A 15,442-nucleotide genomic window follows, 5' to 3' on the forward strand; every position below is an offset into this window, starting at 1 on the left:
CCCTCGGGCTATGCTGACCGGCGTGAACGCACTGCTCGACGACCTTCGCTGGCGTGGCCTGATTGCCCACTCGACGGACCCCGATGCGCTGGCGGCGCATCTGGACGACGGCCCGGTGAGGTTCTACGTGGGGTTCGATCCCACCGCGCAGAGCGTGCACACCGGCAACCTGGTCCAGCTTCTGCTGGCCCGAAGGCTTCAGGATGCGGGGCACCAGCCGTTCCTGCTGGTAGGCGGTGCTACGGGCCTCATCGGGGATCCGAAGCAGTCCGGCGAGCGTGTGATGAACTCAGCCGACGTCGTGGCGGGTTGGGTGGAGCGGATCCGGGCCCAGGTCGAGCGCTACGTCCTGTTCGAGGGGCCCAACGCCGCCACCATGGTCAACAACTTCGACTGGACCAGTCAGATGTCGGTCCTGGACTTCCTCCGCGACGTGGGCAAGCACTTCCCCGTCAACAGGATGCTCGCGCGCGACGTCGTCGCCCGGCGGCTGGAGTCCGGCATCTCGTACACGGAGTTTTCCTACGTGCTGCTGCAGTCGATGGACTACCGCGAGCTGCACAGGCGTCACGGCGTGACGCTGCAGACGGGCGGCTCGGACCAGTGGGGCAACCTGACCGCCGGGGTCGAGCTCATCCGGCGCAGCGACCAGGGGCACGTCCATGCCATGGCCACGCCACTGCTGACGAAGGCCGATGGCACCAAGTTCGGCAAGACCGAGGCCGGCACCGTCTGGCTCGATCCGACGTTGACCTCGCCGTACGCGTTCCATCAGTTCTTCCTCAACGCAGAGGATGCCAAGGTCATCGACTACCTCAAGGTGTTCTCGTTCCGCTCACGGGAGGAGATCGAGGCTCTCGAGCGCTCCGCGGTCGAGGCTCCGTTCAAGCGGGAGGCGCAGCGCGCCCTGGCAGACGACGTAACGGACCTTGTGCACGGAGTCGACGAGCGGCAGGCCGCGGTGCACGCCGCTGGAGCGCTCTTCGGGCGGGGGCAGCTGGAAGACCTGACGCCACAGACGCTGGAGACGGTGCTGAGTGAGGTGGGCGCCAAGAGCGTCGACGCGGACGTGTCCATCGTCGACGCGCTGGCGCTGGCCGGCGTGGTCGAGTCGAAGGGCGCCGCGCGGCGCGCCATCGCCGAGGGCGGCGCCTACCTCAACAACGTGAAGGTGGAGGACCCGGAGCTCATGCTCACGCCCTCAACCCTCCTGCACGGGCGTTTCGCAGTCCTCCGACGAGGGCGCAAGACGGTGGGCGGGGTTTACCGCTCCTGAGTCACCCGCGTTCCGTCAAGCCCTCCACGCCGAGTGAGTTCACGGTGGCGCGGGTGCGCGCGGCGGAGGCCTGCATCTCGTCCTCCAGTGAGGTGCCCGCGGCCAGCTCGTCGGGGATCAGGTAGACGCGCGCGGGATTGCTGCTGTTGTGCTTGGTGATCATGGTGGGCGCATACTCGGCTGCGGTGGCGGCGAAGCCTCCTCCGCCCTGCTCGGTGAAGGTGACCTGGGCCACGTAGCCGTCGTAGGTGAGCGGCTGGGCCGGTCCACTCGAGGCGATGAGGTTTCCCGCTCCGTAGACCACCCATTTGTCGTTCACCCGATCGATGGGCTGGACGACGTGCGCGTGTTGACCGAAGAGGAAGTCCACGTAGGGCGAGGCGGTGACCTGTTCCGCATACAGGCGCTGCTGTTCGTTGATGCTGCTGGAGTACTCGTCGCCTGCGTGGATGTGCACCGCGACGAGGTCGGCGCCTGCCTCACGAGCACGCTGAGCCTGGGCGATGGCCAGGTCAGCGTCGAGCAGTTCGACCGACCACGGCTTGCCCTCGGCCTTCGGGATCCCGTTGAGGCCGTACGTCTGGCTGATGACGGCGACCTTGACGCCCGAGGCTGTGGTGTAGACGACGGGGGTGTTGGCCGCGGCCTCGGTGGCGTACGAGCCGGCGGTCATGATGCCCGCAGCCTGGTGCACGTCGATCGTGCGCACGAGGCCTTCCCATCCCGCGTCCATGGTGTGGTTCGACGCCGTGGTGCAGAGATCCCAGCCCACGGCCTTGATCGCGGGAGCGATCTCCTGGGGTGCCGCGAACAGGGGATAGTTCCGGAAGGGCCCGTCGACGGCGGCGAAGGGAACCTCCGAGTGGCAGATGGCCATGTCCGCCGCCGAGACGTAGCTCTGGAGCGATTCCAGCTGGGGGAGAAAGTCGAAACGAGGGGCGCCTGTGACCTTGGCGTCCACCTCCGCACTGTTCCAGAGGGAGTTGTGCCACAGCAGGTCGCCGCTGACGTTGATCGTCACCGTCCGAGGGGGGACGGTGGTCGACGGCGCCGCGCTCGGGGACGGGGACGCGCTCCCACTGGCCTGCGGGGTTTGTGCGTCCTGCGAGACGGTGGACTGTGTGGCTTGTGGCTCATCAGGTCCGGCGGGGGACAACCCCATGGGCGCACAGCCCGTAGCCAGCAGGATCGCCAGGACCGGCCAAGGGGAACGGAGCGTCTTCATTGCGCAAGGCTACGCCGCGCCTTGAGGCACTCCCAAAGGCTCACCAGCGTCGAGTTGCACGGCCGCTGAGGGGTGTGTAAGGTTCATCAAGCTTCGACGGTGCACCGGACGATCAGGACGGACCCGAAGCCACCACCCAAACTCACAAGGTCGGGCGAGTGTGTGTTCAACAAGAACCCGCTCAAGGCCCGGGCGGCGAGTGCGGCCCCGAAGAAGTCGATTTGATCGGCCAGAGGGACTCGGGTAGTGTTCCACAGGTTGCTCCGGCAACCGGCAACAACTCAATAGCGGTCGGCCCCAAACCAAGCGGTTTGACAGGGGTGAGCAGAGTGAGTAACGTAGGACAAGCCGCGAAAGCGGAGTTCAAGGCCAAAAGCCCTAGTCAATAGGGATTTGAAGCCACTCGCAAGCAGCTCGAAGCTGTCAGAACGATTTGACAGGCCGAACGCAAGAGAGTAAAGTTGGACGAGCCGCCTAGCGGCAAACAACTAAACTGAGGAACTCGCCGATTTGACAGGCGAAACATTCCAAAGTAAAGTTGATCGAGTTGCCCCAAGCGGAAGTCGAGAGACAGAGGCGCGGGACGCACCCGAAACTTGAGAACTCAACAGCGTGCTTAAAGTCAATGCCAAAAATGCACATTGCAGGGCTTGCCTTGCAATTGCGAACCCGTCACGTGACCTCGGTCACGTACGGATTCCTTTGAATGAATATTGATAGATCCAGCAATGGATCCTGTCAGTTTCAAACCAAAATTAGATTGACGGTTAAACAGGCCTCGGCCTGCACCGATAAATTTCAATGGAGAGTTTGATCCTGGCTCAGGACGAACGCTGGCGGCGTGCTTAACACATGCAAGTCGAACGGTAAGGCCCCTTCGGGGGTACACGAGTGGCGAACGGGTGAGTAACACGTGAGTAACCTGCCCTTGACACTGGGATAACACCTGGAAACAGGTGCTAATACCGGATATGAACTTCCTCGGCATCGGGGAGGTTGTAAAGCTCCGGCGGTCAAGGATGGACTCGCGGCCTATCAGCTTGTTGGTGAGGTAACGGCTCACCAAGGCTTCGACGGGTAGCCGGCCTGAGAGGGCGACCGGCCACATTGGGACTGAGATACGGCCCAAACTCCTACGGGAGGCAGCAGTGGGGAATATTGCACAATGGGCGAAAGCCTGATGCAGCAACGCCGCGTGCGGGATGACGGCCTTCGGGTTGTAAACCGCTTTCAGCAGGGACGAAGCGAAAGTGACGGTACCTGCAGAAGAAGCGCCGGCTAACTACGTGCCAGCAGCCGCGGTGATACGTAGGGCGCAAGCGTTGTCCGGAATTATTGGGCGTAAAGAGCTTGTAGGCGGTTTGTCACGTCGGGAGTGAAAACTCAGGGCTCAACCCTGAGCCTGCTTCCGATACGGGCAGACTTGAGGAAGGTAGGGGAGAATGGAATTCCTGGTGAAGCGGTGGAATGCGTAGATATCAGGAGGAACACCAGTGGCGAAGGCGGTTCTCTGGACCTTTCCTGACGCTGAGAAGCGAAAGCGTGGGGAGCAAACAGGCTTAGATACCCTGGTAGTCCACGCCGTAAACGGTGGGTACTAGGTGTGGGGGACTTCCACGTTCTCCGTGCCGCAGCTAACGCATTAAGTACCCCGCCTGGGGAGTACGGCCGCAAGGCTAAAACTCAAAGGAATTGACGGGGCCCCGCACAAGCGGCGGAGCATGCGGATTAATTCGATGCAACGCGAAGAACCTTACCTGGGTTTGACATATGCCGGAAACATCTAGAGATAGATGCCCCTTTATGGTCGGTTTACAGGTGGTGCATGGCTGTCGTCAGCTCGTGTCGTGAGATGTTGGGTTAAGTCCCGCAACGAGCGCAACCCTCGTCCTATGTTGCCAGCGGATAATGCCGGGGACTCATAGGAGACCGCCGGGGTCAACTCGGAGGAAGGTGGGGATGACGTCAAGTCATCATGCCCCTTATGTCCAGGGCTTCACGCATGCTACAATGGCCGGTACAAAGAGCTGCAAACCTGCAAGGGTAAGCGAATCTCAAAAAGCCGGTCTCAGTTCGGATTGGGGTCTGCAACTCGACCCCATGAAGTCGGAGTCGCTAGTAATCGCAGATCAGCAACGCTGCGGTGAATACGTTCCCGGGGCTTGTACACACCGCCCGTCAAGTCATGAAAGTCGGTAACACCCGAAGCCGGTGGCCTAACCCTTGTGGAGGGAGCCGTCGAAGGTGGGACCGGTAATTAGGACTAAGTCGTAACAAGGTAGCCGTACCGGAAGGTGCGGCTGGATCACCTCCTTTCTAAGGAGCCTCAGACTGAGCGCATAGCGTCTCAGTCCAATGTCTGATTCCGAAGCATTCGTCTTCGGTCAGGCAGGCACCGGAATCGTGGAACATTGACCATTAAGTGAAGTGGAGTCGGTCTGTCAGTACAACCTGAGCAATCAGGAGTGGAAAGTCAGTCAGTCGAAGCGACACCTGAGCACGCTGTTGGGTCCTGAAGGGTCGGTTGCGCAAGCAACCCCTTTCAACGCGGACCAGGTCGAAAGGCATCTATGATGCCGGCCAGCCTGGGCCCGCCCGTATCTTGAGAACTTCACAGTGGACGCGAGCATCTTTGTAGATTAACAAGCTACTAAGTGCGATCGGTGGATGCCTTGGCACCAAGAGCCGAAGAAGGACGTTGTAACCTGCGATAAGCCTCGGGGAGCTGGTAAACGAGCTTTGATCCGAGGATTTCCGAATAGGGAAACCTTGAAATACCGGAGTCATGTCCGGCAACCTCTGCCTGAACACATAGGGCAGTTGGAGGGAACGCGGGGAAGTGAAACATCTCAGTACCCGCAGGAAGAGAAAACAACCGTGATTCCGTGAGTAGTGGCGAGCGAAAGCGGAAGAGGCCAAACCTCAATTGTGTGATAGCTGACAGGCGTTGCAATTGGGGTGTAGTGGGGCCGTTCAGACTGTGCTGTCAAGCAGTCAGAGAGTAAAAAATGATTAACGAAGTCGAAGTGTGCTGCGAAGGCCACAGCAAAGAAGGTAACACTCCTGTAGACGTAAGTTATTCACTCTCGAGCGTAACCCCAAGTAATGCGGAACCCCTGAAATTCCGCATGAATCTGGCGGGACCATCCGCTAAGCCTAAATACTCCTTGGTGACCGATAGCGGACAAGTACCGTGAGGGAAAGGTGAAAAGTACCCCGGGAGGGGAGTGAAATAGTACCTGAAACCGATCGCATACAATCCGTCGGAGCCCGCAAGGGTGACGGCGTGCCTTTTGAAGAATGAGCCTGCGAGTTAGTGGTATGTGGCGAGGTTAACCCGTGTGGGGAAGCCGTAGCGAAAGCAAGTCCTAATAGGGCGATTCAGTCGCATGCTCTAGACCCGAAGCGGAGTGATCTATCCATGGCCAGGGTGAAGCGACGGTAAGACGTCGTGGAGGCCCGAACTCACTTGGGTTGAAAACCGAGGAGATGAGCTGTGGATAGGGGTGAAAGGCCAATCAAACTCCGTGATAGCTGGTTCTCCCCGAAATGCATTTAGGTGCAGCGTCGCATGTTTCTTACCGGAGGTAGAGCACTGAATGGTCTAGGGGGCCCAAAAGCTTACCGAAATCAGTCAAACTCCGAATGCCGGTAAGTGAGAGTGCGGCAGTGAGACTGTGGGGGATAAGCTTCATAGTCGAGAGGGAAACAGCCCAGATCATCAGCTAAGGCCCCTAAGCGATAACTAAGTGGAAAAGGATGTGGAGTTGCGGAGACAACCAGGAGGTTGGCTTGGAAGCAGCCACCCTTGAAAGAGTGCGTAATAGCTCACTGGTCAAGTGATTCTGCGCCGACAATTTAGCGGGGCTCAAGTTATCCGCCGAAGCTATGGCATTCATACGCATGACCGTAAGGTTGTATGGATGGGTAGGGGAGCGTCGTGTGCACAGTGAAGCGGCGGGGTAACCCAGCCGTGGAGAGCACACGAGTGAGAATGCAGGCATGAGTAGCGAATGACGGGTGAGAAACCCGTCCGCCGAATATCCAAGGGTTCCAGGGTCAAGCTAATCTGCCCTGGGTAAGTCGGGACCTAAGGCGAGGCCGACAGGCGTAGTCGATGGACAACGGGTTGATATTCCCGTACCGGCGAAATATCGCCAATGCTGAGGCGAGTAATGCTAAGCACGCAAGGTCAACGGAGGTCTTCGGACCGAGGTTGACTGAGTCTGCGACCCAAACTTGTATTAGGCAAGCTGCGGAGGGACGCAGGAAGGTAGCTCTTCTCGGGTTTGGATATCCCCGGGCTAAGTGCGTAGGGCGAAACGTAGGCAAATCCGCGTTTCATGTGCCTGAGACATGATGGGTCGATTACTTTGGTAATCGTAAGAGTGATCCTATGCTGCCTAGAAAAGCTTCGTGAGCGAGATATTAGCCGCCCGTACCCCAAACCGACACAGGTGGATAGGTAGAGAATACTAAGGCGATCGAGATAACCATGGTGAAGGAACTCGGCAAAATACCCCCGTAACTTCGGAATAAGGGGGACCTGAGACGTATTAGAATTTACTTCGAAAGCGTCGAGGGTCGCAGAGACCAGGCCCAAGCGACTGTTTACTAAAAACACAGGTCCGTGCTAAGTCGTAAGACGATGTATACGGACTGACTCCTGCCCGGTGCTGGAAGGTTAAGGGGAAGGGTTAGCTTCGGCGAAGCCTTGAACTTAAGCCCCAGTAAACGGCGGTGGTAACTATAACCATCCTAAGGTAGCGAAATTCCTTGTCGGGTAAGTTCCGACCTGCACGAATGGAGTAACGACTTGGGCGCTGTCTCCACCATGGACTCGGCGAAATTGCACTACGAGTAAAGATGCTCGTTACGCGCAGCAGGACGGAAAGACCCCGGGACCTTCACTATAGTTTGGTATTGGTGATCGGAGTGACTTGTGTAGGATAGGTGGGAGACTTTGAAGCTTGGACGCCAGTTCAGGTGGAGTCATCGTTGAAATACCACTCTGGTCACTTTGGTTATCTAACCTAGGTCCATTATCTGGATCAGGGACAGTGCCTGATGGGTAGTTTGACTGGGGCGGTCGCCTCCTAAAAGGTAACGGAGGCGCCCAAAGGTTCCCTCAGCCTGGTTGGCAATCAGGTTTCGAGTGTAAGTGCACAAGGGAGCTTGACTGCGAGAGAGACATCTCAAGCAGGGACGAAAGTCGGGACTAGTGATCTTCTGGTGGCACATGGAAGCGCCAGGACTCAACGGATAAAAGGTACCCCGGGGATAACAGGCTGATCTTGCCCGAGCGTCCATAGCGACGGCATGGTTTGGCACCTCGATGTCGGCTCGTCGCATCCTGGGGCTGGAGTCGGTCCCAAGGGTTGGGCTGTTCGCCCATTAAAGCGGCACGCGAGCTGGGTTTAGAACGTCGTGAGACAGTTCGGTCCCTATCCGCTGCGCGCGTAGGAGTCTTGAGAAGAGCTGTCCTTAGTACGAGAGGACCGGGACGGACTAACCTCTGGTGTGCCAGTTGTTCTACCAAGAGCACGGCTGGTTGGCTACGTTGGGAAGTGATAACCGCTGAAAGCATCTAAGCGGGAAGCACGCTTCAAGATGAGGGCTCCCACAGAATAATCTGGTAAGGCCCCCTATAGACCATGGGGTGATAGGTCGGATGTGGAAGTGCAGCAATGCACGGAGCTGACCGATACTAATAGGCCGAGGGCTTGTTCTACAAAGATGCTACGCGTCCACTGTGAGGTTCCCGAGATACGGTCGGGAACCGTCGACAACTGAAACTGTCGCGGATTACCGACACTATTTCAATAGTGTTTCGGTGGCCATAGCGAGAGGGAAACACCCGGTCCCATCCCGAACCCGGAAGTTAAGCCTCTCAGCGCCGATGGTACTGCAAGGGGGACCTTGTGGGAGACTAGGACGCCGCCGGACTTAAAAAACCCCCTGACTTCGGTCAGGGGGTTTTTTGTTTTTCCACACCCAGAGTTCGCCTGGGACTCACGGCCGACTTCTGGCGTCTCATGCTGTGAGCGATTGGGCGGAACTGGCCTTGCCTGAGAAGATGGATGTATGTCTACTGATAACTCCACACCGAGTGACGATCGCCGAGGCGCCGGCGACGGCCGACCACAGCGCGACCACGGAGGTCGCCAGGGCGGGGAGAACCGTGGGGCTCCGCGCCGGGACGACGATCGTGGTGGGTCGCGTCCGGATGGTGAGCGTCGTCAGTGGGACAACCGCGGCGGATCACGCCCCGAGGGTGAACGTCGCCAGTGGGACAACCGCAGCGACAACCGCGGCGGACCCCGTCGCGATGACAACCGTGGCGGATCACGCCCCGAGGGTGAACGTCGCCAGTGGGACAACCGCAGCGACAACCGCGGCGGATCACGCCCCGAAGGTGGGCGTGAGTGGGACAACCGTGGCGGATCACGCCCCGAAGGTGGGCGTGAGTGGGACAACCGTGGCGGATCACGCCCCGAGGGTGAGCGTCGCCAGTGGGACAACCGCAGCGACAACCGTGGCGGACCCCGTCGCGATGACAACCGTGGCGGATCACGCCCCGAGGGCGAACGCCGTCAGTGGGACAACCGCAGCGACAGCCGCGGCGGATCACGCCCGGATGGTGAGCGTCGTCAGTGGGACAACCGCGGCGACAACCGTGGTGGGTCCCGTCCGGATGGTGAGCGTCGTCAGTGGGACAACCCCGGCGACACCCGTGGTGGGTCCCGTCCGGATGGTGAGCGTCGCCAGTGGGACAACCGCAGCGACAACCGCGGCGGACCCCGTCGCGATGACAACCGTGGCGGATCACGCCCCGAGGGCGAACGCCGTCACTGGGACAACCGCAGCGACAACCGCGGCGGATCACGCCCCGAAGGTGAGCGTCGCCAGTGGGACAACCGCAGCGATAACCGTGGCGGGCCTCGTCGCGATGACAGCCGTGGTGGGTTGCGTCCGGATGGTGAGCGTCGTCAGTGGGACAACCGCGGCGACAGCCGTGGTGGGTCCCGTCCGGATGGTGAGCGTCGTCAGTGGGACAACCGCGGCGACAACCGTGGTGGGTCCCGTCCGGATGGTGAGCGTCGTCAGTGGGACAACCGCAGCGATAACCGTGGCGGGCCTCGTCGGGATGACAACCGTGGTGGGTTGCGTCCGGATGGTGAGCGTCGTCAGTGGGACAACCGTGGCGACAGCCGTGGTGGGTCCCGTCGGGATGACAACCGTGGTGGATCACGCCCCGAGGGTGGTGACCGCCCGCAGCGGACTCAGCGTGACGGCGAAGAACGCACCTATCGCCCCGGGACAGCACCGAAGATCGACGAACCGGCGACGCCGTCGGGCTTCGTGGAGTCCGAGTTGCCCGTGGGCGTGCGCGCCGAACTGAAGGGTCTGCCCAAGGACCTGGCTGATATCGTCGGAGCCCACATCTGGGCAGCCGGTCAGCTGGTGGACGAGGATCCCGAACTCGCGTTCCGGCACGCTGAGGCCGCGAGGCGCAGAGCGGGCCGGCTCCCGATCGTCCGCGAGGCGGCCGCGGAGACCGCCTACGCTGCCGGTGAATACGCGATCGCGTTGCGTGAATTCAGGGCGATTCGTCGGATGTCCGGGGGCGATCAGCTGATCCCCGTCATCGCCGACTGTGAACGCGCCCTCGGCCGGCCGCGCGATGCCCTCGAGGTCCTGGCCGAGCTCGATCCGAAGACCAAGGACATGTGGCTGAGGATGGAGTGCCTCCTGGTTGAGGCGGGCATCCGCGCCGATCTCGGCCAGCGGGCTGAGGCAATGCGACTTCTGCAGGCCGCGATCAGCCGCAAGGTCGGGCCCCCGTTCGGCCAGGCACGTCTCCGCTACGCCTACGCCAACCTTCTCGAGGAGGAGGGCGATGTGGAGGGAGCCCGGGAGTGGTTCAGCTCTGCGGCGGCCCTCGATCAGGGCGCGGAGCTGGACACCTCGGATCGAATCGCTCAGCTCGACGGTGTGGTCCTGCCAGACTTCACGCCTGACGAGGAGGATGACGACGAGTCCGAGGGTGATGTGGGCGATGAGTCTCGCGACACCGAGGTCGAGCCAGAGGATTCGGAACTCGAGGGCGACGAACCCGAGGGTGACGAGGACGACGATTCTCGCGACACCGAGGCCGAGCCGCAGCAACCCGAACTCGAGGACGACCAACCCGAACTCCAGGTGGTTGAGCCGGAGCTCGACTTCGAGCCGGACCCCCAGCTCGACCTGGAGGTTGAGCCGGAGCCCGAGCGTGACGTCGAGGCTGAGGGCGTCGATGATGAGCAGCTCAGCGAGGATGAGCCTTCGGGCGCTGATGAGGACGAGGAGCGGGCCGCCGAAGACGGCGGTGTCGCGGAGGAGGAGCAGGACTGATGCTGGCCTTGGCAGCCGCCTATGACGCGGCGCTGTTCGATCTCGACGGGGTGATCTACCTGGGCCCCTACGCCGTCGAGGGGGTTGCCGAGGCGCTCGACGAGCTCCGCTCACGTGGCACCCGCCTGGGCTTCGTCACCAACAACGCCGCACGCACCCCCGCGACGGTGGCAGAACACCTGACGGAACTCGGCATCCATGCGGAGGAGGGCGACGTGGTCAACTCGACGCAGGCGACGCTGCGCATGCTGGAGGCGGACCTCCCCGCCGGATCTCGCGTCCTCGCCGTCGGGACCAACGCGCTCGAGGAACAGTTGAGCGGGGCCGGGTTCACCGTCGTCGGCTCACTCGACGATGACCCGGTCGCCGTCGTGCAGGGGTACAGCCCGACGATCGCCTGGCATCGGCTCGAAGAGGCCGCCCTGGCGGTTCAGCGAGGGGCCGCCTGGTACGCCACCAATCCGGATCTCACCCGCCCGTCGGACCGCGGAATCGTTCCCGGCCTCGGGTCGCAGCTCGCCGTGGTGCGGGTCTGCGTGGACGTGGATCCCAAGATCGCCGGCAAGCCATTTCGTCCACTCCTTGACGAAACCGTCCGGCGCATCGGCGCGGACCGCCCGATCTTCGTCGGGGATCGCACCGACACGGACATTCTCGGCGCCAACACGGTGGCCATGGATTCCCTGTTCGTCTTCACCGGTGCCCACGGCAAGGCAGACCTCGCCGATGCTCGACCCGAGTACCGGCCCACCTACATCGGCTACGACGCCTCCGCCCTGCTGGAGCCTCCGCGCGAGGTGGAGATCATCGGGCAGCGGTTTGTCTGCGGCTACCAGGAAGTCGACCTCATGGACGACCACGGCTACCTCTCGACGAAGCCGGTGACCCGGGACGAGCAGCTCGATGCCCTCTGGGCTGGGCTGCAGGCCAGATGGCGCTACGGCGTCGACATCTCGGCCGTGCTGAACTCCCTCGACACACTCAGGTGAGCGTCCCCACGCCGCGCGCCGCCGCGCCGTCGGACGTGCGCCGCAGCGAGGTGGTCGTCAGCGTCATGGCCGGCCTCGAGGGCGTCGAGGAGCTGCCTGTGGAGGAGCAGACCGCGAGATTGACCGAGGCACAGGCAGTCCTCGCGGGCGTGCTCAACAACGACCCCGGCGTTGGCCAGCCGGGTATCCCCGGCATGGGCCGTGAGGCTTGATCTAGCGCTCGTCGACCGCCGCCTCGCCCGGTCGCGGACACACGCCTCCCTCCTGATCGCCGATGGGCGCGCCACCGTCAACGGGCGCGTGGTGAGGAAACCGTCCACACCCGTCGGCCCAGCCGATGTCCTCACCGCCGACGCCGAGCCGTGGGTCTCCCGCGCGGCCCACAAGCTCATCGGAGCGCTGGACGGAGCGGGGATCTCCGTGCAGGGGCGCGTGCTCGACGCCGGCGCCTCCACGGGCGGCTTCACCCAGGTCTGCCTCGAGCGAGGTGCGTCGCTGGTCTACGCCGTCGACGTGGGCCACGGGCAGCTGGCCCCCGCGCTCCGGGCAGATCCGCGGGTGCGGGTCCACGAAGGACTCAACCTCCGCTCATTGAACCTGGACCACATCGACGGTGTGCCGGTGGACCTCGTCGTCGGCGACGTGTCGTTCATCTCCCTGCGCCTGCTGTTGCCGCAACTCCTCTCCGTTCTGGCGCCCGATGGGGAGGCGTTACTGCTGGTCAAGCCGCAATTCGAGGTTGGACGGGAACTCCTGGGCAGCGGCGGACTGGTCCGCGACGACGACGCCAGACGCCGCTGCGTCGACGATGTGGTGCTGGCAGCCAACGAGCTGGGGTGGAGCGAGCGCTGGCGTGCCCGCAGCGCCCTCCCAGGGGCGTCCGGAAACGTGGAGTACTTCGTGCATCTCACTCGGTAGGGTGGAGGGGTGATGCAACGAACTGTGGCGGTGCTCGTCCACCCGGAGCGCGATGAGGCCATCGACAAGGCGGCGCAGTTCATCTCAGACCTTCACGCCATGGGCTTCGGGTTCATCGTCTTCCCCAACGACCTCGACCGGCTCCGGGGCAGGGTGCCGAGCGCACGGATCCACCCGCTGGACGGAACCCCAGCAGAGCTGGCCGTCGTCTTCGGAGGTGACGGCACCATCCTGCGAGCGGCCGAGTGGGCGCTGCCGCTCGGCGTGCCGCTGCTCGGCGTGAATCTGGGGCACGTGGGATTCCTGGCCGAGCTGGAGCCCTCAGACATCCACGCACTCCCAGGGGTGGTTGCCCACCGGCTGTACCTAGTGGAGGAGCGGCTTGCCCTGCAGGTGGAGGTGCGCGACGCCGGGGGGGACCTCACCTGGTCCTCGATGGCCGTCAACGAGGTGTCGCTGGAGAAGCTGGCCCGGGAGCGCATGCTCAACGTGCTCGTCAGCATCGACGAGCGACCACTGTCGCGGTGGGGGTGCGACGGCGTGCTTGTGGCAACGCCCACCGGATCCACCGCCTACGCGTTCTCGGCCGGCGGTCCGGTGGTGTGGCCGGACGTCCGGGCCATGCTGGTGGTGCCGCTGGCCGCGCACGCACTCTTCAACCGGCCGATGGTGCTCAGCCCCTCGTCGGTGGTGAAACTCGAACTCCCTGATGACTCCCACACCCTCGGCATGCTGTGGTGCGACGGGCGACGCAGCCACGATCTGGCCCCAGGGGAGTGGGTGAGCGTGCGTTCACACCGTCATCAGGTGCGCATCGCGAGGATCGGAGAGCAGCCGTTCACCACGCGGCTCGTGAAGAAGTTCGCCCTCCCCATCGACGGATGGCGGAAGCGGAGCGATCGCTGATGCTTGCCGCGCTGCGGTTGACGGCATTCGGGGTGGTTGACGAGGCCCAGCTGGAGCTCGGCCCCGGGCTGACCGCACTCACCGGCGAGACCGGTGCAGGCAAAACCATGGTCGTGGCCGGGCTCGGGCACCTGTTGGGGGCGCGTGCCGATGCCGGCATCGTGCGCCGCGGCCGCGACCGTGCCGTCGTGGAGGGCCGGTGGGTCCTTCCCCCCTGGATGGTGGAGCGCGTCCGTGGGCTGGGCGGAGACGCGGACGACGGTGAGGTGATCACCCTCCGGCAGGTGTCGGCCACCGGGCGGTCACGGGCCGTGGTGGGGGGCGCCGGCGTCCCGGTCGCCGCGCTCGCGGACCTGATCAGCGACGCCGCCACCATCCACGGCCAGTCAGGGCAGCTACGCCTGTCCTCCCCTGACCGCCAGCGCGACCTGCTCGACGCCCATGCACGTCCCCCTCAGCTGGCGCACTACCGTCTCGCCTACGCCGAGCGCCGCGACGCCGCCTCCGAGCTGCACCTGCTCGAGAACGAGGCGATGGCCCGGGCACGCGAAGCCGACATGCTGCGATTCGGGCTCGGGGAGATCAGGTCCGTCGACCCGCAGCCGGGCGAGGACCGGGCTCTGGCGGCGGAGCAATCGCTCCTCATGGACCTCGACGACCTGCGACGCCTCGGCAGCCTCGCCCAGCAGGACCTCAGCGGCTCCGAGACGGACTACGACGCGCCCAGCGCCGTCGCGCTCCTCGGTGAGGCGCGCAAGGCGCTCGCGCAGCTGGCTGACCGCGACGACCGGGCCGGCGCCCTCGCGGCGCGCGCGGTGGAGCTGGGCATGCTGGCCAACGACCTGGCGGCCGAGGTGGCGGGCTACCTGGACGACCTTGTGGCCGACCCGCTGCGCCTGGAGGCGGTGGGGGCGCGCCGCGCGCAGCTGGCCGGTCTGACCCGCAAGTACGGCGCCACCGTCGAGGAGGTGCTGGAGTGGGCCGACGCGGCGGAGGATCGGCTTGGACAGCTCGTCGGGAGCGACGAGAGGATCACAGAGCTGCGCACCCGCCTGACCCAGCTGGACGCGCAGCTGGCCGCCGATGCCGCCGCCATCTCCGAGGCCCGGCGACGGGCCGCGACCGAGCTGTCCACCCGGGTCCGGGACGAGCTCGCGGCGCTGGCCATGCCGCACGCCGAGCTGCGCTTCGAAGTGGGGGAGGCGCCGCTGGGACCGCACGGGGCGGACCGGATCGAGCTCCTGTTCTCAGCCAATCCGGGCTCCTCGCCCGCGCCGCTGGGCAAGGTGGCCTCTGGCGGTGAGTTGTCGCGGGTCCGCCTGGCGCTGGAGGTGGTGCTCGCCTCGGGCGCGGAGGGCCACACCTTCGTCTTCGACGAGGTGGATGCCGGGGTGGGCGGTGCCGTGGGTCTGGAGATCGGTCGGCGGCTGCAGCGGCTTGCCTTGCGGTCCCAGGTGATCGTCGTCACCCACCTGGCGCAGGTGGCGGCCTTCGCCGACGCACACTTCGTGGTCCACAAGTCCTCGGACGGTCAGGTCACCACCTCAGGGGTCAGGCGGCTCGACGAGGACGAGCGGGCCGCGGAGCTGGCCCGGATGATGGGCGGCCAGGCCTCCTCGGAGAAGGGCGTGGAGCACGCCGCGGAGCTGCTGGAGAGGGCCCGCCACCGGTAACGCCCAAGGTGTTACGTTCTCGTTTCGACCCCCGGCGCGGCTGTACTTCGGCGCCCTCAAC

The 15,442-nt window shown here is 63.7% G+C and carries 9 protein-coding genes and 3 rRNA genes; 11 read left to right on the forward strand and 1 reads right to left on the reverse strand.

All coding sequences use genetic code 11. The features are described from left to right. Positions 1-22: 22 nt before the first annotated feature. Complete coding sequence (gene tyrS, locus ACZK39_RS02815) at positions 23-1,276, forward strand: tyrosine--tRNA ligase (protein WP_463612442.1); 1,254 nt, start codon at positions 23-25, stop codon at positions 1,274-1,276. A gap of 1 nt (position 1,277) precedes the next feature. Here tyrS and ACZK39_RS02820 read toward each other — a convergent pair whose 3' ends face one another. Then, positions 1,278-2,297: a CapA family protein gene (locus ACZK39_RS02820; RefSeq protein WP_463612443.1), complete on the reverse strand. Its 1,020-nt coding sequence runs from the start codon at positions 2,295-2,297 to the stop codon at positions 1,278-1,280. 1,002 nt (positions 2,298-3,299) lie between these two features. Here ACZK39_RS02820 and ACZK39_RS02825 point away from each other — a divergent pair. The 10 genes from ACZK39_RS02825 to recN all read left to right on the forward strand — a co-directional run bounded on the left by ACZK39_RS02825 (position 3,300) and on the right by recN (position 15,381). Next, positions 3,300-4,817: ribosomal RNA gene (locus ACZK39_RS02825) — 16S ribosomal RNA — on the forward strand. A gap of 324 nt (positions 4,818-5,141) precedes the next feature. Next, positions 5,142-8,232, forward strand: a 23S ribosomal RNA gene (locus ACZK39_RS02830). A 98-nt stretch (positions 8,233-8,330) separates the two neighbouring features. After that, positions 8,331-8,447: ribosomal RNA gene (gene rrf / locus ACZK39_RS02835) — 5S ribosomal RNA — on the forward strand. Together the 16S, 23S and 5S rRNA genes form the textbook arrangement of a ribosomal RNA operon. A gap of 163 nt (positions 8,448-8,610) precedes the next feature. Further along, a complete protein-coding gene (locus tag ACZK39_RS02840; protein ID WP_463612444.1) occupies positions 8,611-9,903 on the forward strand; it encodes a hypothetical protein in 1,293 nt (430 codons plus the stop codon). Continuing rightward, positions 9,888-10,895: a hypothetical protein gene (locus tag ACZK39_RS02845; RefSeq protein ID WP_463612445.1), complete on the forward strand. Its 1,008-nt coding sequence runs from the start codon at positions 9,888-9,890 to the stop codon at positions 10,893-10,895. The genes ACZK39_RS02840 and ACZK39_RS02845 overlap by 16 nt, the downstream gene beginning before the upstream one ends. After that, entirely contained in the window at positions 10,895-11,884 is a 990-nt protein-coding gene (locus ACZK39_RS02850; protein ID WP_463612446.1) for an HAD-IIA family hydrolase, read from the forward strand. Before ACZK39_RS02845 ends, ACZK39_RS02850 begins: the two co-directional genes overlap by 1 nt. Then, positions 11,881-12,096, forward strand: a complete 216-nt coding sequence (locus tag ACZK39_RS02855; protein ID WP_463612447.1) for a hypothetical protein — start codon at positions 11,881-11,883, stop codon at positions 12,094-12,096. Before ACZK39_RS02850 ends, ACZK39_RS02855 begins: the two co-directional genes overlap by 4 nt. Continuing rightward, positions 12,086-12,802 carry a TlyA family RNA methyltransferase gene (locus ACZK39_RS02860; RefSeq protein WP_463612448.1) on the forward strand — a complete coding sequence of 239 codons (717 nt, stop codon included), beginning with the start codon at positions 12,086-12,088 and terminating at the stop codon, positions 12,800-12,802. Before ACZK39_RS02855 ends, ACZK39_RS02860 begins: the two co-directional genes overlap by 11 nt. A 12-nt stretch (positions 12,803-12,814) precedes the next feature. Then, a complete protein-coding gene (locus ACZK39_RS02865; RefSeq protein WP_182799567.1) occupies positions 12,815-13,708 on the forward strand; it encodes an NAD kinase in 894 nt (297 codons plus the stop codon). After that, positions 13,684-15,381 (forward strand): DNA repair protein RecN, encoded by a 1,698-nt coding sequence (gene recN / locus ACZK39_RS02870; RefSeq protein ID WP_463612449.1) that lies wholly within the window; start codon positions 13,684-13,686, stop codon positions 15,379-15,381. The genes ACZK39_RS02865 and recN overlap by 25 nt, the downstream gene beginning before the upstream one ends. The last annotated feature ends 61 nt before the right edge of the window (positions 15,382-15,442 follow it).

The organism is Tessaracoccus luoxuelianae, assembly GCF_055326245.1.